This window comes from Wolbachia endosymbiont (group A) of Sturmia bella, assembly GCF_964030905.1.
Lineage (GTDB): Bacteria > Pseudomonadota > Alphaproteobacteria > Rickettsiales > Anaplasmataceae > Wolbachia > Wolbachia pipientis.
This window is the reverse complement of sequence record NZ_OZ034988.1, coordinates 537,883-558,915: the sequence shown is the minus strand read 5'-3', so window position 1 is coordinate 558,915 and position 21,033 is coordinate 537,883. Positions and strand designations below refer to the sequence as shown.

The window sequence follows — 21,033 nt, the reverse complement described above, 5'->3', positions numbered from 1 at the left end:
AATTTTAGTACGGGGTAAAGATGAGAAAAAAGTATCCAACAGATCTAAGCGAAAGGGAATGGGCAAGAATAGAAAAACACTTCAGAGTATCATACAAGAAAGGAGGAAGGCTGCCAAAGTATAGCAAAAAAGAAATATTAGAAGCAATTTTCTATGTATTGCGTACAGGGTGTCAATGGCGGTATTTACCAAATGATTTTCCGCTATGGAAGACTGTGTATGAGCAGTTCAGGCAATGGAAGAAGCAGGGAATTTTTGAGAAAATGAATTATGAAATTACAAAATATAGTAGAAGAAAAATAGGAAGGAATGAGCAGCCGAGTGCCTGTATAGTAGATAGTCAATCTGTAAAGACTACAGAAAAGGGGGGATCAAAGGCTATGATGGAAGTAAAAAAGTAAAGGGTAGAAAAAGGCATATAATTACAGACACTCAGGGTTTTATACTAGGTTGTTACGTAGGCGCTGCTAACGAAAATGATAGAGATGGTATTAAAATAGCATTAAACAATATGAGAACAAAATATACTAAAGTTAAAAAAATGTGGGCTGACATGGGATACCAAGGAAGAAATTTAAAGAATCACATAAAGGAAGAATATGACATAGATATTGAAATTGTTAAAAGGCCTCCATGTAGATTTTGGGTGCACAAAGATACGCCACCTGAGCTACTACCAACAAGAGAACAAGGGTTTAAAGTACAGCCAAGAAGATGGGTTGTAGAAAGGACTTTTGCTTGGGTTAATAGGAATAGAAGGCTATCGAAGGAGTATGATTTACTCACAACATCCACTGAGAATTTCATATACCTAGCTATGAGTAGGGTTATGTTAAAGAGGGAATATGCTTGAATTTACTAGTTTCCGGACAACCTCTTAGAACTTTTTCAGCAAATTTCTCATTAGCCTTTACCAGCTCTAAAACTTTACGATCATCACCACCAAGCGTATACCCTTTGGCTATCGCCTCATCGATGATATTTTTCGTTTTTTCTAAAGTTTCTTCATAAAAATGATCGATTTCAGCATTTTTTTCACTGATTTCAATATCGATTTCATCGATTTTACTGTTTTGTTCAATCATGTTTTTTCTCCTATTTTTAAATTTATTTCATGTTAGCACCTTATGTAGTAGTCACACTTATCGTCAGTGATATTAGGAATGTGGAATATAGTTGTTCCCTTATTGTTAATATCATTGGCAATCATGTCTGCGAGTTGCTCTGGTGTCGTATCTTTTGTTGCTTTGACTTCTCTAAATTCTTTGGCGGTAACATTAGTTGGTGCTTTTCCATCACCATCAACACTCCACCATATTACTGTGTTAAAATTGTTACCAGTTTGGGTGTTATGAGATGTTTTAAGACCTATAAAGTCTCCTGCTTTCACTTCTTTAAATTTCAAGACATACAAGCATCTTTGCGTAAACAAAGCTTTATGCTGTATAGCATAGGTTATCACTGAATTTTTACCAGCAAACAGAACATTCGGTTTTCCTGGTGTTCTCTTGTCCGTTGCTGATTGTTTGTAAATAACGTAATCACCCCATGACTTCATTAATAAATCACTAGAATCACCATGAATGAAACTAGGGTAATCTCCACCACTAGAACTAATACTTGTACCATGTACTGAAGCCATTGAATACACAAACCATGGTGAAAACAAAAAGTAACTTTGTGAAGTACTAGTAGTATTATTATTGTGTTGCAAAAAAGTAGCGCTAACCGATGGTATATTTAAAGGAAAACCAATATCATAAACTCTACTACTAAAATTAACTGGATTAAAAAATCCACATAAACCGGAAGGATACGGAAATTGTTGATAATTAAGACTTACTGTCAAATAAAAAAAATTCTTTTTAACAGAGTAATTTATTTTAGTTTGCTCAGTTATTTTATCAATACCTTTATTGTATGGCACAACATTATTTGTATAATTATAAATTGAATTTAATTTAGTTATAGTTTGAAAATAACCTGGAAAATCAGAACCAGAACCCGCAAATTTTATCTCCCTTAAATTCATATTAGTCATTAGAATGCCACTACTTAAGTAATTAGTGGTAATGTCAAACGTATGACAACAAGTAGTAAGGTCTATGCTATTTGCTGCTGCAACATATTGAAAATCATAGTTAACATCTGAATTAGCATAGAATGTAGTTTCTAGCCATAGATGACCTATATCATCACCTTCGGGCTTCGGATTTACTACTCCATCTCCCTCGAATTTAACTTTAACATTATTATCCGCAATAAACTTCTTAATATACTCACTTGATATTGCATTAAACCAATTTGGTATGTCTTTGGTTTTAAGCATATCAAATGTAATTGGAGCATGGTCTAGCTTGTTATATAGCCTTTTGTATTCAATGCCGAGCGGACTAATACCTGTTGAATCAAGTGTGCGACCATCGCACTTGAGCAGATTTATCTTTTCCTCGTCGACTTTTGCTCCTTTTGGGTAGGAAACTATTTCACCAATATTATCTACAAACTTAAGACCATCAATTGTAAAAACTAGCTCATTGTAACTGTTATCAATGCTATATTTATTTGCTCGAAATGAAGAAAATAATAAATTAGATTTTGCTAAATCAGAATTTTGTGTTGGGTATTTAAAATCAACTGCATGTATTGGCAATGAGGCTTCTGCACAATAAAAATTTGTCGCTTTAAAATTAAATGCTCGATTCGGTGGTAACAAAAACTTCAATGTCAAACTTTGATAATCGCCAATATCTTCAGGTATTACAAAGCCAAGCAAACTTAAACTAGTGTAATAAACCTTCGGAGTATCAGAATCAATTAAAAATTGATCAATTGACATAACTTGTGGCGGTGTTGATGATTTTGAACCAAAATCACGAATTGCCAGTAAATTAACTACTATATCATCACCACCTCTCCAAGCATAGAACTTCAGCCAAGCTCTGGCATCAGTACCCCATAACACATTAGAGCTCCTAAATGTTACAGCTTTCTGCAGAGGTGGCGTTGTCTCGCTAGGTTTTTCGCAAATAACGTTCAAATAAAAACGAGGATTGCCTTCATCGATCCTTTCAGCTTCGGTAATGTCTTTAATGAAAATCCTGTCTACATCAGTTCTATCCTGTATCGGTACTGAATCAGCATAAGATCTTAAAAACTGCCATGATAGTCCAGCAATTGGCACCTGCGAAAATTCAGGTGAAACATAACCAGATCCCTGCCCTCTATCATTAATTTGTAGACCAATATTAAATTGACCATCAATAAATAAGTTATCAGATAATATAGATGTAGCTGGATCTGCTTTGGATTGTTCTTGAAAGTACGGTAGATCATGAAAGATGAGTTCAGGAGCTGCAGCATTACCGTAATTGCACTTCAGTTCTACGGTATAACGATCTTCAGGATCATCAACGTCGACAAAGTAGTACAACTTATGAGGTAAAGCACCGTTTTCATCAAGCTGCAAAGGGTTTGGTGCCGGTACGACATTTCCCTCCTGGTTCTTGTAGTAGGCATTACGAAGAGTAGTTGGACTTCTTTTATCATAAAAATACATCCAGTACCCACTAGCTGGCATACCTTCCTTATTCTTGATAATATCTTGCAATACTATACTTAGTATTAACTTTTGTGTCATTTCTCCCTAACATCAGCAAAAGCCAGTTCCAGTATATGCCAAATTATTAATAGTTTATTAACACAGGTGCACAAAATTCTCTTTACATATCATCAACTTTCTTTATTGAAAAGTTCAGAAAAATGTTGTATAATTGTTACAGTAGTAGAACTTTGGTAAAGCATATGGCAAACTTAAGCACTAACATAGCTCTCAGTAAAGAAACTTTGCAGCACTTTGCTAAGCTAGTTGAGCTCACTAAGCAGCCAACTCAAGAATTAGCAGAAAGGCTATTTAAAGAAGCAATAGATCGTGAAATGGAAGACTTTTTACTATCTGTGGTTGCTAACGAGTATGACGTTGAAGGTGCAGAGACGGTTAGAAGTGAGGATGTAGATTGGAATACACTATTATCTTCTTAAGGAACGTTCTTAAGAAAAATCTTCCGGACCTTCCAAAAACGATAAGGTCAAGAGTTGTAGACGCAATACATGATCGGCTTACAGTCGATCCATTGAACCTTGGTAAACCATTACACCACAGCTTTAAAGGGCACAGAAGGCTAAGAGTTAGTGATTATCGCATCATATATAGCGTAAATACTGTAAAGCATGCAGTAACTATTGTTGCAGTAGGGCATAGAGACACCATTTATGAAGAGGCTTTGAAGATAATCGATACATATACTCTTCAGTAGATTCTATCTTCCTTTTTTATCAAGTTACATGAGTAAATTATACAGAAAATCTTAAAGATTTTATATATATAATTTTATACACCACTCCTTCCTGATCCATTCTCTACCTTAGGTGGCTTCGCTCAGCTCAAAGAAAGTTCATTTTTTTGGTTACCCCCCTATAAATTATATATTATATATATATTAATATATATAATATATAATTAGGGGAGAGGCGACGAAAACAAGATTTAGAGTTTGAGGAGCCTCCGGTTTAAGGTAGAGAATGGATCAGGAAGGAGTGGTCAGGGTCGACCAAATGCCACATGTTGATGAAGACATCAAGCCAATTATTGATTATTTTGAAGCTTATAAAAGCTACATTAATAAACTACTTGCAAACAACAATGAAATAGAAGGAATAACAACAGGAATACCTAGACTTGATACTATAACTGGTGGCTTAAAAGAAGGAGAATTAACAGTGCTTGCAGCTCGTACTTCAATTGGCAAGACCTCAATAGCACTACACATGGCTCTGCAAGCTGCAAAATTACTGAAAAATCAAGAATATGTCTGCTTTTTCTCACTTGAAATGTCAGCAAATCAGTTAATCAATAGAATGATCAGTATTGAAGTCAATGAGACAATAAACAATATTATCAAGAAACAAAACACAGAACTTTTACATAAAGGGATAAATCAAATAGTTTTTTTAAATATTCTTGTCGATAATTCAGGAAATATGGATTTAAATATCCTAAAGAAAAAAATCTCATTAATTTGCAGAAAATATAAAATGAAATGCATATACATTGATTACTTACAGTTACTCAGAGGATCGAAAGTAACCGAAAATAGAACTCTTGAAGTAACAGAAATCAGTAGAACTTTAAAAAATATAGCAAAAGACTTTAATATTCCTATTGTAGCATTATCACAAATAAGCCGTAAGGTAGAAGACAGACAAAATAAAAGACCACAATTAGCAGACCTACGCGAATCAGGAAGTATTGAACAAGATGCTGATCTAGTGTTATTACTCTACAGAGAAAATTATTACAAGGCTGATTCTAATAACGACTTAGAGATAAATGTTGCAAAAAACCGTAGTGGATCAACCGGAAAGGTTACAGTGCCATATCAAGTAAATACAGGGAGAATATTAAGTTGAAAGATCGCGGAAAATAGTGTATAATATTAATGGTTTTTAAGTGGATTTCTTATGGTTTTATCAAAGTTTTTAGATCCAAAAAACAATTACGCGTTCAAGCGTATCTTTGGTACTGAGAAGAATAAAGACATTCTTGTTCACCTTCTCAATGATATTCTAGGTCTCACTGGTGAAGCTAAAATAAAGGACGTGAAGTTCTTAAATCCTATTCTAAACCCCGATATTGCCTCTCAAAAGGAGAGTATTGTCGATGTGCTCTGCAGAGATTCTAAAGGTATTCAAACAATTGTTGAAATGGTGCGACCTGAAAGCCTTCGGTCATATTGTTTAAAAGGAGAGGAATTCATTCAGAAAGAAACTGAAAGGATTCTAAAGCTTATTGAACCAGATGTTTTGCCATCTGAGTCTACGCATCAGTGCGAATTGGGTAACCAGTTGGTGCCGAGCGACGCGGACAATGAACCTCCTCTTGATAAAGAAGATGCTCAATCGTGAGAGAAAGCATAAACTACAAGCATCATGTGGTTGGAGGGCTAGGCTTAGTGGTATGGTGAACGTAAGTGAAGCTTCATAAGTATCGTAACGATTAAAGAGCTAAAGATGCTGATAAGCTCCGACCAAAAGGTAATGTGACATTTTTCATTTCTGGATGTACGCAAATCACCGGTATAGAGAAGCCACCTAACCCACTATTGTATGACAAAAGGAACAGGATAAGCCTGTATTTTCGCCTATATGGCAGGCAACCCGCAAGGAATGCTGATGGATGTGCAGGTAAAGGATAATGGAGAAAGCGAATGCCATTTTGTAACGAAATGGATAGAATTTGTAACATTAATTCGCGTGAAAACGAGCAGACTTCCATTTGGTCCCTCATGACAAGAAACTTTGTTAACCACTTAAGGTAGGAAAGCAGATGATTACAAGTACAACTGTAAGTGCACCTACCAATAACTCCGAAGCATGGAACCAGTTACCCTGGAAGAAATGCCAAAAAGTTGTTATGAGGCTACAGAGGCGTATTGTTAAGGCTGTCCAACAAGGCAGATGGGGTAAGGTGAAAACTTTACAACACCTTCTCACACGCTCTTTTAGCGGCAAAGCTTTGGCGGTTAAGAGAGTAACTGAAAACCAAGGAAAAAACACAGCAGGTGTAGATCGTCAAATATGGTCAACTTGCAACACAAAATTTCAAGGAATAAAGCTATTAAAACAAAGAGGATACAAACCTTCTCCGCTAAAACGGATATACATCAGTAAGTCTAATGGCAAAAGAAGACCTCTTGGAATCCCTACGATAAAAGATAGAGCCATGCAAGCATTATACTTGTTTGCTTTGGAACCGATAGCTGAAACGATCAGTGATCGTCACTCTTATGGTTTTAGACCAAAAAGATCCTGCGCAGACGCTACTGTGGCTTGTCACTTGTTACTGGCAAGCCGTAACCAACTACAATGGATACTCGAAGGTGATATTAAAGGGTGTTTTGATAACATTAACCATGAATGGCTCATGAAGCATATTCCTATGGAGAAGAAAATTCTTCATAGCTGGTTAAAAGCTGGCTTCCTAGAATCAAAAACTCTGTATTCCACAACTGCAGGTACCCCACAAGGTAGTATCATCTCTCCAATACTAGCAAATCTAGCCCTAAATGGACTTGAAAAATCATTGGAAAGTCAATTTGGTAAACTTGGCAGTAAAAGAAGAAGCAAAATCAGAAGTGGAGTAAATGTAATCAGGTACGCAGATGACTTTATCATTTCAGGAATCACACGTGAAGTACTGGAAAATGAAGTAAAACCTCTAGTATCGTCCTTTCTTCAGGAGAGAGGTCTTATCCTTTCCGAAGAGAAAACAAAAATTACATCTATTACAACAGGGTTTGACTTTCTTGGTTGTAATGTACGCAGGTATAATAAGAAGTTAATTATAAAACCTTCAAAAGAAAGTATTAAGAAACTTCTTAATAAAGCACGTACATTGATAAAGGCAAACATAGCGAACACTCAGGCCGTACTAATCAAGTTGCTCAATTCCCTATTAAGGGGATGGGGAAATTACTACAGCCATGTGTGTGCGAAAAGAGCTTTTAACAAAATAGACCATGAAATTATGTGTGCTCTATGGAAATGGGCAAAGAAAAGACATCCTCGTAAAGGATTACGTTGGATAAAGAATCGTTACTTCAAGGTAATGAAACAACGCCAATGGGTCTTTGCTGCACCCATATGCAAGAACAAACCGAAAGAGATAAGGTATTTAAGACTGCTTAGGTTGATTGATATACCTATCAGACGACATGTTAAAATCAGGGCGGATGCAAATCCACTTGACTTAAAATGGAAAAAGTATTTTGATGAAAGAGTGAAACAAACAAAAATGTTAGCAAGCTCTTTCTCAAGAGAAGGTTCTCTACTGTTGGTGTCACCATTAAGAATGATGTTTTCTGAGGAATCATGAAGGACAAGCCGGTTCGAGAAAAGAAGGACTTAGATAAGGGGCTCAAGCGTAGTGTGGGGAAACCTGCATGCTGCGTTTCTAAGGGAGGGAGTAGTAGCAATACTACTTCCTTACCTAACCAAGTTGCCAAAACTAAAGGCTTTGAAAAACGCGCACAACTTTATGCTGCTAAGGCTTACTCAAGACAAGCTGATAAATCTGGTAAATACGTTGATTTAAAGAAGATTTTCTTTATCGCGATTTCAAATTGTACCTTATTCCCTGATAAGCTTGACTATATATCTAGCCATACCATAAGAGATGAAAAAACCAATGAGCATGACTTAAAAGATTTTCAATTTATCTTCATAGAGCTGCCAAAATTTCCTAAGAGTAGAGAAGAACAACTAGAAAGTGTAGTAGACCGTTGGCTATTTTTTTTCAAATATGCAGATGAAACAACGGACGAAGATCTCAGAAAAATTGCGGAAAAATCACCAATAATAAAGCTAGCATATGATGAATTAGATAAGTTTCACTGGAATGAAAAAGATCTAATAACTTATGAAGAAAGAATAATGGATCTGCGCAAAGAAGAAGCCATTCTTGAATACAGACTTGATCTTGCTACTGAAAAAGGCATCCAAATTGGCGAAGAAAGAGGCATCAAAATCGGTAAAGAGGAAGGGAAAATTGAAGGAAAAATCGAAGTCGCAAAAGCAATGCTGGCTAACAATGTTGATGTCAACACTATTGTCAAATTTACTGGCCTTTCTATTAGTGAGATTGAAGAATTAAGTGTGAACGGTTACTAATTAAGAACTTTAATTATCAATCATAAATCACTGAATTTCGCTAGTAAATTTGTTGCCATTGTCCATATTGCACAATTGTATATAAGATATAGTATAACAATAGTGTCCGTTCAGCTAATACCAATTCCCACTGCACAATAAACGGATAGATAACAATGGAAAAAAAGCCATACTATTGCCTTTCTTTCTCACTCCACAATTAAATAACTCTACAATATCGCTTATTTGATTCACTAATAATGAGAATTGGTATAACTTTGCTATTTTTCTCTCTAGATTCTTGCAAAGTTCTACAAGATTAACCACATTACCTCACGGTTTCTCTATGATTATTTTTTTAGATTACTTGTTTACCTTATTTGCCGTTCTCCTGAACGAATATACATAAGCTATAAAAACTATCTAATAGCTACCCAAAACCCTTATTTCCCACTCAAGTTCAACATTAAATTTATCCTTTACTGCATCTTTTACTTTGTTGCCAAGGTTTTCCAAGTCAGATGCAGTTGCATTATCGTAATTGAGCAAGAAGTTACAATGTTTCTTAGAGATTCTAGCTCCACCAATATTTAACCTTAGGCAGCCAGATTTATCAATTAACTCCCATGCTCGGTAGTTTTTTGGATTTTTGAATATGCACCCAGCAGTTTTTCCTCTTATTGGCTGGCTTTTATTTTTCCTCTCAATAACTTCCTTTAACCTTTGCAGTATAAGCTCATACTCTGAGTTTACTCCTTTAAACTCAGCTTCAACAAAAATCCAATTTCCTTTTAGGCTATGTCCACGGTAAAAATACCCCATTTCTTCGCTGGAGAACTCATATAGGTTTCCATCCTCTAGATTCACTGCTTTTATGGATTGTACAACACTTGCGATATCACTACCATATGCACCTGCATTCATTTCTATTCCGCCACCAACTGTTCCTGGAATTCCAACTAGAAACTCCAACCCACTAATCTGCTGATTTCCCGCAAAGTGAGCAAGGTTGCTGAGCAGCACAGCTCCCCCAGCTACAATAGAGTTGTTACCCTTACTTTTAATATATGCAAACTCCTTACCTAATTTTACTGTTATTCCTCGAATGCCACTATCTCGCACTATTATGTTGGATGTTGCACCAATAACGCTAACTGGCAGTTCAGTATTTTTAATCAAGTATGTTAAATCTTCAATATCACATGGTTTAAATAATACATCAGCTCGTCCACCAACATTTAACCACGTCGCTTTAGACATTAAGACATCATAACGATAGATTCCACGTACTTTAGGTAAGCTTATAAGCATTTTGATTTCAACTCTAATCCTGCATCCATACCCATTTTCTCCGCATCTTCTATAAATGAAGTGCGCTCAGTGAAGTATATATTTTTTCCACTTGCTAACATACAACGAAGGTGTAGCATATTTTCGCTCACATATTCAGCCAAAGCTGCAAGTGGTGTAAAACATGAACCATTCACTGTCTTCATAAAACTGCGCTCTGATTTCACTCCTATAAAAGACATATTATTATTAATTTTCTCTAAAAGATCGATAATTTTTACATCATTCCTTCTACATTGAATACAAACCGCCCCCTGCCCCACTGCACTTAACATAACTTTTGGTGGCAATACCTCTGTAATCAAGTGATGTTTTTCTAATCTTATGAGTCCTGCTTCAGCTAGAATTATTCCATCAAAACTTTGATTTTGCAATCTGGTTGTTACATTTCCACGTAGCGGTACTATATTTAAATCTGGTCTAACATTTAACAACTGAACTTTTCTTCTTATTGAAGAAGTGGCAATAGTAGCCTGCTGTGGCAAAGACTCAAGGCTATTGTGTTTATGAGAAATAAACGCATCGCATGAACTTAGCCTTTCTAAAACACAAGGAATTGTTAAACCCCCTGAGAAAAACGCAGGCATATCTTTTAGCGAATGAACTGCCATGTCTATATTATTTTCGAGCAATTCAGTCTCAATTTCTTTAATGAATAATCCTTTGCCTCCTATTTCAGCAAGATTTGCGTTTGCATACTTATCTCCAGAAGTTTTTATTTTAACAATTTCAATAGATAAGTTAGGAAAAGAATCCAGCAACTTTTGTTTTGCTTCCAAAGCCTGGGCAACTGCAAGCTTGCTTCCTCTGGTACCTATTTTGACTAGCATGTGTACGATTGTTTGTCTGATGTCATTCAAGTAGCTGACTACTTGGATCCAGTTTATATAAACCTTTGCATTTATTGTACTTTAACTTAAAACCAAAAGCAACTTTGACTTTACAAAATAATAACCTTTTATATGCATAAATAAGCTTACTGGATTCTAGTACTTGCATGACAAGGTATAAACCTTATCGTCATACCACCGCGAACCGTCATACCGTCACGGTATCTCTAGATCCCGCTAACACGTAGCGGGATGACGAATTATTTAACCGTCATACCGCGATTCATTCGCGGTATCTCTAGATCCCGCTAACAAGCAGCGGGATGACGGTTGTCGTTTAGCTATAAATATTAAAAAATTTACCAAGCGAAAAAAAAGGCAAAAGAAGCCCCGTGGTGGTTGGCTATTTACTATGTACTAAAATATCGGCGTTTTTTTTATTCTAAAACGCTTGATTAAGAGCGATTTAGCTGCTTTTAACTTGCAACTAACCTACACCGCAAGTGTTTAAGAAATTTACTAAGCAGGAAAAAAGGCAAAGAAACCCCGTAGTAGCTAGCATTCAAATTCTCCCTTGTCAATTTGACGTTTTTTGCTGTCTTAAACGCTTTGTAAGCGCGTTTCGGCTTATATAGGTAAAAACCTAAAAATTTTTAAAGACATGCGATGCACGTAGTGCGAAAAATTAAACATGAGACGCCAAATACCCTAAGTTTTTTGTCATTAACCTGCACAGATTGCGAAGATAAATAAATAGCTTCAGTTTCATGATAGGGGGGATGGCAAAGCTTGTCAAGGAATTTTTATGGCCTAGCGTCACGTGCTGGAATGACATTTGGGAATATGTTATCCGTTTGTCACTTCTAAATGATAAGAGCCTCAATGAATTTATTAGTTTATTACATGTCTCTTTTCATGTATAAATCTATAGAAAGTTTTATACGGAAGTTGTTTTATGAGCAAAATTATAGAAATCAGAGCACCAAAAACTCTTGGTGGTGAATCAGTTACAGAAGGTATAGTAAAAATAAAGAAGGGTATTGGAGAAGCAGTAAAAGTAGATGACTTGATCTTTGAAATTGAAACTGACAAAACAGCACTCGAATTAACTGCAGAAGCTTCAGGGCAAATAACTGAATTTCTTATAAAAGAAGATGATGTAATAAGTCCTGATCAATTGTTAGCGAAGCTTTCCATGGGAGAAGTAAAAGAGGAAGCGAGAAAAGAAGATAAAAGCGAAAGTGCTGCTAAAAAAGATGCTCCATCAGCTCGTAAAATTATGGAAGAAAATTCAATCAGTGCAGAAAGCGTCAAAGGAACTGGCATGGGAGGCAGAATAACAAAAGCAGATGTGATAGGCCATATGAACAAAGCTGAACAACCTGCAATAAAACAATATGAATTGCCAAAAAGTGTAGTAAATGGAGAGCAAAGAGAGGAACGAGTAAAAATGAGCAAAATAAGGCAAGTAATTGCCGCTCGTTTGAAAGCATCGCAAAATACTGCTGCAATACTGACCACGTTCAATGAAATTGACATGAAGAATGTCATGGATCTAAGAGCAAAATATAAGGACGCCTTTGAAAAAAAATATGGAATAAAACTTGGTTTTATGTCGTTTTTTATAAAGGCAGCGGTGCAAGCATTGAAAGAAATTGCTGAAATTAACGCTGAAATCTCAGGCGATGAAATCATATATAAACATTACTATGACGTAGGTGTTGCTGTTGGCACCGATAAAGGTCTTGTTGTACCAGTTATTCGGGGTGCCGATCAGATGTCATTTGCAGAAATTGAGTTGACTTTAGTTGCTCTTGGCAAAAAAGCTCGTGAGGGTAAATTACAAGTATCAGAAATGGAAGGTGCAACATTTACCATCTCAAACGGTGGAGTATACGGTTCACTTCTTTCCACTCCGATAATAAACCCTCCGCAATCTGGAATACTTGGAATGCATTCAATACAAAACAGGCCAGTTGCTGTTGGTAATGCAGTAGAAATCAGACCTATGATGTACATTGCTCTCTCTTACGATCACAGAATAGTTGACGGCAAAGGAGCAGTAACTTTCCTCGTTAAAATAAAAAATTATATAGAAGATCCAAATAGATTAGTTTTGGAAGTGTAGCTCAAATGAATTGTTGTTAATCCAGTATTGCTAAAAACCTAAATGTCATCTAGTTCTGCCAGCAGTTTAGCAACTTCCGGATGATCAGGGCCATAATGTTTCTCAAAAATAGGCAAGGCCTGTTCAAGCAATTCCTCTTGTTTCTTGTGATCGCCCAAAGCGCCATAGGCAATACCAAGATTTGCCAGTAGTTTGGCAACTTGAACATGACCAGAGCCATAATGTTTCTCAAAAATAGGTAAAGCTCGTTCAAACAACTCTTTTGCTTTCTGATGATCGCCAAAAGTGCCATAAACGATACCGAGGGTTGCCAGTAATTTAACAACTTCAAAATGGTCGAGGCCGTAATGTTTCTTTCGAATTGCTAGAGCCTGTTCAAGCAACTCTTTTGCCTTCTGGGGATTACCTAAAACCCTATAAGAATTACCGAGGTTTGCCAGTGTTCTAGCAACTTCAAAATGGTCAGGCCTGTAATGTTTCTTTTTGATTGCTAAAGCCCGTTCAAGTAACTCCTTTTGTTTTTTATAGTCACCTAAATCCACATGAGAGATACCAAGGTTTGTCAGAGTAATAGCGACTTCAAAATGATCAGAGTTGTAATATTTTTCTTTAATTGTTAAGGCCTGTTCAAGCAGCTCCTTTTCTTTCTGAGGATCACCCAAAGCACCATAAGCGATACCAAGGTTTGCTAGTAGTTTAGCAACTTCAAAATGATCATAGCCATAATATTCCTTAAAGATAGGTAAAGCCCGTTCAAGCAACTCTTTTTCTTCCTGAGGATCACCTAAAGCCCTATAAGCGGTGCCTAAACTTATTAGTGTTCTAGCAACCTCAGGATGACCAGTGCCATAATGTTTCTCAAAAGTAAGTAAAGCTCGCACAAGTAAAGCCTTTTGTTTCTGAGGATCACCTAAAGCACCATAAACGTTACCTAAGTTTGCCAGTGTTCTAGCAACTTCAGAGTGATCGGAACCACAATGTTTCTCTTGAATTGCTAAAGCTCGTTCAAGCAATTCCTTTTGTTTCTTATAATTGCCTAAATACCTGTAAGCGTTACCTAGGTTTGCCAGCAGTTTAGCAACTTCGAAATGATCAGGGCTATAATGTGTCTTCAAGATAGGTAAAGCCCGTTCAAGCAACTCTTTTTCTTTCTGAGGATCACCTAAAGCACCATAAGCAATGCCAAGGTTTGCTAATGTAATAGCAGCTTGAAAATGATCAGAGCCATAATGTTTCTTGATGATAGGTAAAACCCGTTCAAGCGACTTCTTTTGTCTTCTAGGATCTAAATCAAAATATCCATCGCCTATCCATATTAACAAATTTACAAGATAATCCTTTTCTATTGTTTGTTTTTCTGAAGGATTTTTTGTTAGCCAATTATCTACATGTGATAAGAACGCTTCTAAATGCGGCAATAATTGTCGTTTCTTAGCATAATCTTCTAATTTATCACTGCCGTAAGGAAAGCTTTCTTCCAGTAACTCAAAAGTCTTTTTCACAACTTTGTCTTTGCCTTGTTTTTCTAACTCTATTCTTGTTACTTGCTGTACTAACCTGTGGATATTGACTGAGCTTTGCTCTTCTCCTAAGTTGATCATTGAATATTGTTTAAGTAGTTGGATAGCATCACCTAACTTTTCTTCATTGCGTTCTACCCCTAAAAACATTTTTGCAGGAATGTTGTCAGGAGCAATATAGGCAATGATATCCAAGATTTCTTTGGCTTGCTGACCATACTCTGGGTTATCTTTGATTTTATCAATAGTAATTCTCCAGGTTATAAAAGTTGTCTTGGTGTAGCTATTGTCGCTGTCTTTAGGAAACTTAAAATCAAGTAATTTTTCTGCTTCCTCTTTGTATCTCTTTAAATAATCACTAATTTCAAACTTCAAGCCTACATTCTTTAATGCTATATCCCTCTCTTTTATGTATGCAACTGCCTGCTGCAAAGCTAAAGGAAAATGCTGTAATGTTTCTGCCAAATTCTTTATTTCATTTTCTTGTGACCCATCTTTTATACCTAATGCTTTTCTAATAAAGTCTATTGATTCTGGTTCAGTAAATGCACCCAATGTTAATGATTTTATATCTCCCCATTTCTGATTACGAGAGGTAATCAAAACACTAGGTTTATTATCATCCGATGATAAAAAGTGGGACGGTAAGAATTGACTAATACCAGCATCTTGACCTTCACTTCTATATTCTTCTGCATTATCGAAAACAAAGAGACTTTTTCTCTTGGCGAAAAAAGCGTATATGTCTCTTACAATAGATTCAATATCCCTATCTTCTGTAGGAATGCCTAAAGGATCTCTAGCTAACCTGAGAAAAGACTGCACCATGGTTTCATGGGTTTCAGCTTTTATCCATATAATATTGTTGTCATAATCTTTACTGTGTTCTTCAATATATTTTTTGGCCAGCTCAGTCTTACCTATTCCTCCCAACCCACTAATAGAAACCAGTTGCGATATTACTGTGGCTACACCTTGACTTTTTTGTATTAATTTGTGTAGTTCTCGTAATTCTTCTGTCCTTCCAGTGAACGATCCTACTGGATTTCTCACCTCAAATCGAAAGCCTCCTAAGATTTCTTCTTTCATCTTGCGAAAGAATTCTCTTCCGTCTTCATGTGTAAGAAAACGTCTCCCTTTTTCTTTCAACCAATCTAGCATTTTTTCTTGGAAGCGAGCGTAAACATTCTGTCTATCAATATCATTAAATTGCTCGCCTAGCTCACTTTTGATAATATCCGCTAGTTTTATTTCATTGGGCTGATTTACTGCAAATACTAACTTATCAAAAAATTCTTTTATATTGTCTTCCAACCTACCTTCATTCATCATTCGTCCAAATTCACGTTGCCACGTCTGATTTCTTTCCAATTTCCTTTTTGAGTTCTGATCTGGCTTGTTTTGGAGTTTTTTTTATCTCCTCTTCTAATTCTTCCATCGCTTCTTCTACAGCACTTTCAAATGCTGGTTGCACTACTGAAATCATGTTATTGTGAATATAAGAGAACTTATATCTAGTGCCACCATCTTTAAAAAAGACATCACTAGTGTCGATTACTTCAACTAAAATTTCTATTTCCTCGTTTGGTCCTAAAGTTTTTACCCTCAACTTCTTCACTGTGTTTCGTGCTGTGCTTTGATCCAGATCAAAATCGATATTAGTACAGATAATAAAATCTTTCAGGTTACCATCTGCAAAATCTTGATTATTTTTGATCTTTAGGTAAGAAACAAAATACTTTGCTAATCCAAACTCACCACTTTTATCTTTTGTAAGTAAGTTCCCTACTCCAATTTTCTTGTTATCTTCATCTTGTGTGTGTTTAGCCTGCAAAAAACGGTATACTTTCTTACTACCTTGGGTACATTCAAATACTAAATCATCGAATTTTCTGGCCTCTTCTATTTCTGTACCTAAGCGAAAAGAGTGCTGATAGAGCACTCCTCGATGCAAAAATAGCATCAATACCTTTAGCTGGTAGATATTACCGTGCATAACTAGTTACCTCATACAGGCTGCTATAAATTTGTTTGATCTAGAATTAAAGATTACCAAACACCTAAAATAATGCAATAGAGTCTTTATGTGTTGATAGAAAGGCCTTCGAGGGTAGGAATTGCCTGGCAAACTCTTAATTCTTGATTTAAAAAAGACTTTCCAAAGACTCCCCAAATCTAATATGTAATTGCTGTAGGCTGCATTTAGTAATATAATCTCATATTAAATAAGACTTTACTTAAGTTTATGCTAGATTCTCCGCTAATTTTGACAGCCATTCTTATATTTTTCATTTTTACGTTGTCATTCTTTTTTATAAGAAAGATATTTGGGTCAACAAATAAGAAGATAATAAAATCCTTTAGGAAAATTGTTCAGCAAATAAATGCATTAGAAACAGAAATGCAGAGTTTATCTGATGAGGAGCTTGCTGGTAAAACTGAAGAATTCAAACAAGAATTGAAAAATGGGAAAACGTTAAATGATCTTCTCGTACCTGCATTTGCAGTTGTGCGTGAAGCCTCTCGAAGGTTTCTTAACATGAGGCACTTTGATGTTCAACTGATTGGTGGAATGGTGCTCCACAATGGTATGATATCAGAAATGAAAACAGGAGAGGGAAAGACACTCGTTGCAACTTTAGCAGCATATCTAAATTCCTTAGAAGGGAAAGGCGTACACGTCGTAACTGTTAATGACTACCTTGCAAAACGAGACACAGAGTGGATGAGCAAATTATATAATTCTCTTGGGGTTTCTGTTGCGTTTATTACGAATAACTTGACAGACGAAGAGAGGAAAGAGGCTTACAGTGCAGATATCGTGTATTCCACAAATAACGAGCTTGCCTTTGATTACCTGCGAGACAATATGAAATTTTCTCAAGAAGACATGGTTCAGAGAGGCTTTCACTACGGAATAGTTGATGAAGTGGACTCAATACTCATTGATGAAGCTCGCACTCCGCTTATTATTTCTGGCCCGGTTGAGGAAAACAATCAGATATATAAGCATATCAATAAAATAGTAACCAAATTAGTTGACTCCGATTATGAAGTAGATGAAAAAGGTAGAACGGTATTCTTGACTGAAGATGGTATTTCACGAGTGGAGGAACTACTAAGGTCATACAATCTCATTCCTGAAAATTCCTCGCTCTATGATACTGACAGCATGATAATGACTCATTATATAGACCAAGCATTACGTGCATATAAGCTGTTTACTGCTGATAAAGATTATATAGTAAAGGATGGCAAGGTAGTGATTATTGATGAATTTACTGGGCGTATGATGGAGGGCAGGAGATATTCCGATGGTCTTCATCAGGCACTTGAAGCGAAGGAGAATCTTGAAATTCAGCATGAAAACCAAACTTTAGCATCGGTCACATTTCAGAATTACTTTCGTATGTACAATAAACTTTCCGGAATGACGGGAACAGCAGCAACAGAGGCAGAAGAGTTTCGTGATATATACAGATTAAATGTAGTAAAAATTCCAACCAATGTACCTGTAAAAAGAGTTGATATTGATGATGAAATTTACGGTACAGAAAAGGAAAAATTTAATGCTGTGTTGAAGTTTATAGAAGAATGCTACAAACGCCTTCAACCGGTCCTTGTTGGCACGGTGAGCATCGAAAACTCTGAGAAGCTTTCTGCGCTTTTGCAAAGCCATTCTCTTAAGCATTCAGTATTGAATGCTCGTTATCATGAACAAGAGGCGTACATAATAGCGCAAGCTGGGGTGCCAGGTAGTATCACTATAGCAACTAACATGGCAGGGCGTGGAACTGATATTCAACTCGGTGGAAATGCTGAAATGATCGCAAAGGTAGAGCTAAAGAAGATAAAAAATGCTGATGAAAGAGAAAAAAAATACCAAGAAATAGTTGAAAGAGTAAAAAAAGATAAGGAAATTGCTATAAAAGCTGGTGGTTTATGTGTGGTTGGAACCGAAAGACATGAAAGCAGGAGAATAGATGATCAATTACGCGGCCGTTCTGGTCGTCAGGGGGATCCTGGACTTTCTAAGTTCTTTTTATCGCTCGAAGATGACCTAATGAGAATATTTGGCTCTGATAGAATGAGAAGCTTTTTACAAAAAGTAGGGTTAAAGAATAACGAAGCTATTCATCATCCATGGATCAATAAGGCACTCGAGAAAGCGCAAAAGAAAGTTGAAGCTAGAAACTATGACGTGCGGAAATCTCTACTTAAGTTTGATGACGTAATCAATAACCAACGTAAAGTTATTTTTAAACAGAGAAACAATATCTTAGGCAACGAAATTAATGATTTACTTGAAGTATATAGCGAAGTAAATGAGAGCGTAGTAGAAGGTATAATCCAAAGTGGCTATTATGAGGATTATATTGAAAATATAGTCAAAGAATTCCATACAAGGTATGGAATAACGCTTGATAAAGAAGACTTGGCAAAGTTTTTGAATAAACAAGAAGCTTTGAATTATATAAATGATAAGATACAAGAATTTTTTACTGAGAAAGAAAAATATTTCAACAGTCAGCACACTACAGATTTGTGGAATACGATCGTGAAGCAAATGATGATAATGACACTTGATCATTTATGGAGGGAACACCTTTCAGTTCTAGAGAGCCTAAGACAAAGCATAAGCTTACGTGCTATGGGGCAGAAAGATCCACTGAATGAATTTAAACGCGAAGCTTTCTTGATGTTTGAGTCAATGCTTGAAAAATGGAAGGAACTCACCATTCACCGCTTAGCACACTTTAAGTTGGCAGACAACCAAGAGATAGGCAATAGGTTACATTCTGCTAGAAATAGCAGACTTCCCAAAGTCTCAAGAAACGACAAATGTCCTTGCAACTCCGGAAAGAAATACAAACACTGCCATGGTGCGGTTACTGCGGTGAGCTAATAATTATGGTTATACAGTTTGTTTATTTCCATCAACATTACTGCATCTAACCTCACTTAGCTTACTGTTTAATGAGTGCTCTGATGACTTATACGCAGCCCCATAGGAAATTCCACCAACTATCAGTGCAGATGCTACAGTAATTCCAATTATTGCTAGTGCAGGTAATGCAGTAGCGTAAACGAGTGCTAATGGAGTAACAATGGCAGCTAATATACCCACAGCAACTCCTGCTGTTATAGCTTTAGATCTATGAATAAATGATGGATCTGCGCCATCATTTAGTAGAAGTTTTGCTAGCTTTGGGTATCCACGCTGAACAGCGTAGTGTAAAGGAGTTCTTCCTCCTCGATCTTGTATATTAACATCTGCTCCTTTTTTTAGTAAAACTTCTACTACTTGTGTGTGTCCATGCTTAGCAGCATTATGTAAAGGAGTTCTTCCAACTTTACTTTGCACATTAACATCTGCCTCTTTTTCTATAAGATGTTTTACTACCTCTATACGCCCATGCTTAGCAGCATCATGTAAAGGACTTCTTCCATATTGGTCCACTACATTAACATCTGCCTCTTTTTTTATAAGATGTTTTACTACCTCTATATAACCATTATTAGCAGCATTATGTAAAGGAGTTCTTCCAACTTTACTTTGCACATTAACATCTGCCCCTTTTTTTATAAGATGTTTTACTACCTCTATATGACCATTATTAGCAGCATCATGTAAAGGAGTTCTTCCAACTTCACTTTGCACATTAACATTAGTGCTTCTTCCCAATAGATTTTCTAATACCTGTGTATGTCCATACTTAGCTGCATAATGTAGAGGAGTTTCCCCATACCTATTTTTCAGATCGATATCTGCTTCTTTTTTTGACAAAATTTCTACTATTCGTATGTGTCCATGTTTAGCAGCAACATGTAAAGGAGCTTCTTTGCAATATCCATTTTTTATACCGGTTTTCGCTCCATTGTCTAATAGATTTTCTACTATTTGTATGTGCCCATGTTCAGCAGCAACATATAAAAGAGTCCTTTCATATTCTATAAAGAACCCTGTTAATTTTGTATCTTTAGCTATCATACGCAACATGATACCTGGTAAAAACAGGTGATCTATATCAAACTTGTTATCTTTCCACCCGTTGTATACGCGTGGGTCCTTTTCCTGCAGCTTATCCTTAATTTTATCAATTATATTATCTTTATTGAAGCCTTGATCATTAATTTCTTGTAATATTTACTTTAGCATTTCTTCAAATTCTGATCCCACTATTTCCTACCAAGCTATAAAACTTTATTAAGGCATATGAAGTGGATTATGTCAATGAAGAACTAAGAAACTGGTTCTTCTTTTTTTCTATAGCTTTAGGTTTACCTACAATTTGAAAAACAACAAATTCGTCATTCCGCTACTCGTTAGCGCCGCGGCGGTATGATGTAGGGAAACCTTTCTTGGGTTAGCTATAAAGTTAAAATTCGACCAGGGCAGCCGCAATAAGGTAGCAAACGCCATCATGTCTTTAGGAGAGTTTGCTAATGAAGGCTCTTAAGTTGACGCCATTGCCTGAACGGATACGCCAATTTTTAT

The 21,033-nt window shown here is 36.2% G+C and carries 17 protein-coding genes and 1 pseudogene; 10 read left to right on the top strand and 8 right to left on the bottom strand.

The window, feature by feature from the left end:
* The first annotated feature begins 20 nt into the window (after nucleotides 1-20).
* Nucleotides 21-853 (top strand): IS5-like element ISWpi1 family transposase gene (locus ACQH3L_RS02715; protein WP_264374449.1). Its coding sequence is split into 2 segments (ribosomal slippage): nucleotides 21-390 and nucleotides 390-853, totalling 834 coding nucleotides; the frame shifts between segments, so codons are not numbered across the junction.
* On the opposite strand, the gene ACQH3L_RS02710 is transcribed toward ACQH3L_RS02715, so the two are convergent.
* Both ACQH3L_RS02710 and ACQH3L_RS02705 read right to left on the bottom strand, forming a co-directional pair.
* Nucleotides 828-1,085 (bottom strand): hypothetical protein, encoded by a 258-nt coding sequence (locus ACQH3L_RS02710; protein WP_425384956.1) that lies wholly within the window; start codon nucleotides 1,083-1,085, stop codon nucleotides 828-830. The two genes, ACQH3L_RS02715 and ACQH3L_RS02710, sit on opposite strands and share 26 nt — an antisense overlap.
* Before the next feature lie 32 nt (nucleotides 1,086-1,117).
* Nucleotides 1,118-3,640, bottom strand: coding sequence for a hypothetical protein (locus ACQH3L_RS02705; RefSeq protein ID WP_425384955.1), 2,523 nt, complete (start codon nucleotides 3,638-3,640; stop codon nucleotides 1,118-1,120).
* A gap of 122 nt (nucleotides 3,641-3,762) precedes the next feature.
* Here ACQH3L_RS02705 and ACQH3L_RS02700 point away from each other — a divergent pair, with 122 nt between their 5' ends.
* The 7 genes and pseudogenes from ACQH3L_RS02700 to ACQH3L_RS02670 all read left to right on the top strand — a co-directional run bounded on the left by ACQH3L_RS02700 (nucleotide 3,763) and on the right by ACQH3L_RS02670 (nucleotide 8,727).
* Nucleotides 3,763-4,041 carry a hypothetical protein gene (locus ACQH3L_RS02700; RefSeq protein ID WP_223823133.1) on the top strand — a complete coding sequence of 93 codons (279 nt, stop codon included), beginning with the start codon at nucleotides 3,763-3,765 and terminating at the stop codon, nucleotides 4,039-4,041.
* On the top strand, nucleotides 4,017-4,316 hold the full coding sequence (locus tag ACQH3L_RS02695) for a type II toxin-antitoxin system RelE family toxin (RefSeq protein ID WP_138265064.1): 300 nt from the start codon (nucleotides 4,017-4,019) through the stop codon (nucleotides 4,314-4,316). The genes ACQH3L_RS02700 and ACQH3L_RS02695 overlap by 25 nt, the downstream gene beginning before the upstream one ends.
* 265 nt (nucleotides 4,317-4,581) lie before the next feature.
* Complete coding sequence (locus tag ACQH3L_RS02690) at nucleotides 4,582-5,469, top strand: replicative DNA helicase (RefSeq protein WP_223823132.1); 888 nt, start codon at nucleotides 4,582-4,584, stop codon at nucleotides 5,467-5,469.
* Between the two features lie 51 nt (nucleotides 5,470-5,520).
* A pseudogene (locus tag ACQH3L_RS02685) lies at nucleotides 5,521-5,766 on the top strand (PD-(D/E)XK nuclease family transposase); the annotation flags it as partial.
* 438 nt (nucleotides 5,767-6,204) lie between these two features.
* The gene (locus ACQH3L_RS02680; protein WP_173862902.1) at nucleotides 6,205-6,348 is read left to right on the top strand and encodes a hypothetical protein; all 144 of its coding nucleotides are present in this window, start codon (nucleotides 6,205-6,207) and stop codon (nucleotides 6,346-6,348) included.
* 37 nt (nucleotides 6,349-6,385) lie between these two features.
* The gene (gene ltrA / locus ACQH3L_RS02675) at nucleotides 6,386-7,933 is read left to right on the top strand and encodes a group II intron reverse transcriptase/maturase (RefSeq protein ID WP_006280223.1); all 1,548 of its coding nucleotides are present in this window, start codon (nucleotides 6,386-6,388) and stop codon (nucleotides 7,931-7,933) included.
* The gene (locus ACQH3L_RS02670) at nucleotides 7,930-8,727 is read left to right on the top strand and encodes an Rpn family recombination-promoting nuclease/putative transposase (RefSeq protein ID WP_182282561.1); all 798 of its coding nucleotides are present in this window, start codon (nucleotides 7,930-7,932) and stop codon (nucleotides 8,725-8,727) included. Before ltrA ends, ACQH3L_RS02670 begins: the two co-directional genes overlap by 4 nt.
* A gap of 114 nt (nucleotides 8,728-8,841) precedes the next feature.
* Here the strand turns inward: ACQH3L_RS02670 and ACQH3L_RS02665 are convergent, their stop codons facing one another.
* The 3 genes from ACQH3L_RS02665 to hemC form a co-directional block, all read right to left on the bottom strand.
* Nucleotides 8,842-9,033 carry a hypothetical protein gene (locus tag ACQH3L_RS02665; RefSeq protein WP_070356842.1) on the bottom strand — a complete coding sequence of 64 codons (192 nt, stop codon included), beginning with the start codon at nucleotides 9,031-9,033 and terminating at the stop codon, nucleotides 8,842-8,844.
* 96 nt (nucleotides 9,034-9,129) lie between these two features.
* Complete coding sequence (gene murB, locus ACQH3L_RS02660) at nucleotides 9,130-10,017, bottom strand: UDP-N-acetylmuramate dehydrogenase (protein ID WP_010082163.1); 888 nt, start codon at nucleotides 10,015-10,017, stop codon at nucleotides 9,130-9,132.
* Nucleotides 10,008-10,886: a hydroxymethylbilane synthase gene (gene hemC, locus ACQH3L_RS02655; RefSeq protein WP_010962666.1), complete on the bottom strand. Its 879-nt coding sequence runs from the start codon at nucleotides 10,884-10,886 to the stop codon at nucleotides 10,008-10,010. The genes murB and hemC overlap by 10 nt, the downstream gene beginning before the upstream one ends.
* A gap of 955 nt (nucleotides 10,887-11,841) precedes the next feature.
* On the opposite strand from hemC, the gene odhB reads away from it, so the two are divergent.
* Entirely contained in the window at nucleotides 11,842-13,014 is a 1,173-nt protein-coding gene (gene odhB, locus ACQH3L_RS02650) for a 2-oxoglutarate dehydrogenase complex dihydrolipoyllysine-residue succinyltransferase (RefSeq protein ID WP_425384954.1), read from the top strand.
* Nucleotides 13,015-13,052: 38 nt separating this feature from the next.
* Here odhB and ACQH3L_RS02645 read toward each other — a convergent pair whose 3' ends face one another.
* Nucleotides 13,053-15,905 carry a tetratricopeptide repeat protein gene (locus ACQH3L_RS02645; RefSeq protein ID WP_425384953.1) on the bottom strand — a complete coding sequence of 951 codons (2,853 nt, stop codon included), beginning with the start codon at nucleotides 15,903-15,905 and terminating at the stop codon, nucleotides 13,053-13,055.
* Nucleotides 15,877-16,530: a hypothetical protein gene (locus ACQH3L_RS02640; protein WP_425384952.1), complete on the bottom strand. Its 654-nt coding sequence runs from the start codon at nucleotides 16,528-16,530 to the stop codon at nucleotides 15,877-15,879. Before ACQH3L_RS02640 ends, ACQH3L_RS02645 begins: the two co-directional genes overlap by 29 nt.
* Nucleotides 16,531-16,779: 249 nt before the next feature.
* Between ACQH3L_RS02640 and secA the strand changes: the two genes are divergently transcribed.
* The gene (secA, locus tag ACQH3L_RS02635; RefSeq protein ID WP_425384951.1) at nucleotides 16,780-19,440 is read left to right on the top strand and encodes a preprotein translocase subunit SecA; all 2,661 of its coding nucleotides are present in this window, start codon (nucleotides 16,780-16,782) and stop codon (nucleotides 19,438-19,440) included.
* A gap of 9 nt (nucleotides 19,441-19,449) precedes the next feature.
* On the opposite strand, the gene ACQH3L_RS02630 is transcribed toward secA, so the two are convergent.
* Nucleotides 19,450-20,535, bottom strand: coding sequence for an ankyrin repeat domain-containing protein (locus ACQH3L_RS02630; protein ID WP_425384950.1), 1,086 nt, complete (start codon nucleotides 20,533-20,535; stop codon nucleotides 19,450-19,452).
* Nucleotides 20,536-21,033 lie beyond the last annotated feature (498 nt).

Coding starts and splice junctions, on each gene's coding strand:
- secA (WP_425384951.1), top strand. CDS start 16,780: ATGCTAGATTCTCCGCTAATTTTGACAGCCATTCTTATATTTTTCATT.
- odhB (WP_425384954.1), top strand. CDS start 11,842: ATGAGCAAAATTATAGAAATCAGAGCACCAAAAACTCTTGGTGGTGAA.
- ACQH3L_RS02710 (WP_425384956.1), bottom strand. CDS start 1,085: ATGATTGAACAAAACAGTAAAATCGATGAAATCGATATTGAAATCAGT.
- ACQH3L_RS02680 (WP_173862902.1), top strand. CDS start 6,205: ATGGCAGGCAACCCGCAAGGAATGCTGATGGATGTGCAGGTAAAGGAT.
- ACQH3L_RS02690 (WP_223823132.1), top strand. CDS start 4,582: ATGGATCAGGAAGGAGTGGTCAGGGTCGACCAAATGCCACATGTTGAT.
- ACQH3L_RS02670 (WP_182282561.1), top strand. CDS start 7,930: ATGAAGGACAAGCCGGTTCGAGAAAAGAAGGACTTAGATAAGGGGCTC.
- ACQH3L_RS02630 (WP_425384950.1), bottom strand. CDS start 20,535: ATGTTGCGTATGATAGCTAAAGATACAAAATTAACAGGGTTCTTTATA.
- ltrA (WP_006280223.1), top strand. CDS start 6,386: ATGATTACAAGTACAACTGTAAGTGCACCTACCAATAACTCCGAAGCA.
- murB (WP_010082163.1), bottom strand. CDS start 10,017: ATGCTTATAAGCTTACCTAAAGTACGTGGAATCTATCGTTATGATGTC.
- ACQH3L_RS02705 (WP_425384955.1), bottom strand. CDS start 3,640: ATGACACAAAAGTTAATACTAAGTATAGTATTGCAAGATATTATCAAG.
- hemC (WP_010962666.1), bottom strand. CDS start 10,886: ATGCTAGTCAAAATAGGTACCAGAGGAAGCAAGCTTGCAGTTGCCCAG.
- ACQH3L_RS02700 (WP_223823133.1), top strand. CDS start 3,763: ATGTTGTATAATTGTTACAGTAGTAGAACTTTGGTAAAGCATATGGCA.
- ACQH3L_RS02640 (WP_425384952.1), bottom strand. CDS start 16,530: ATGCACGGTAATATCTACCAGCTAAAGGTATTGATGCTATTTTTGCAT.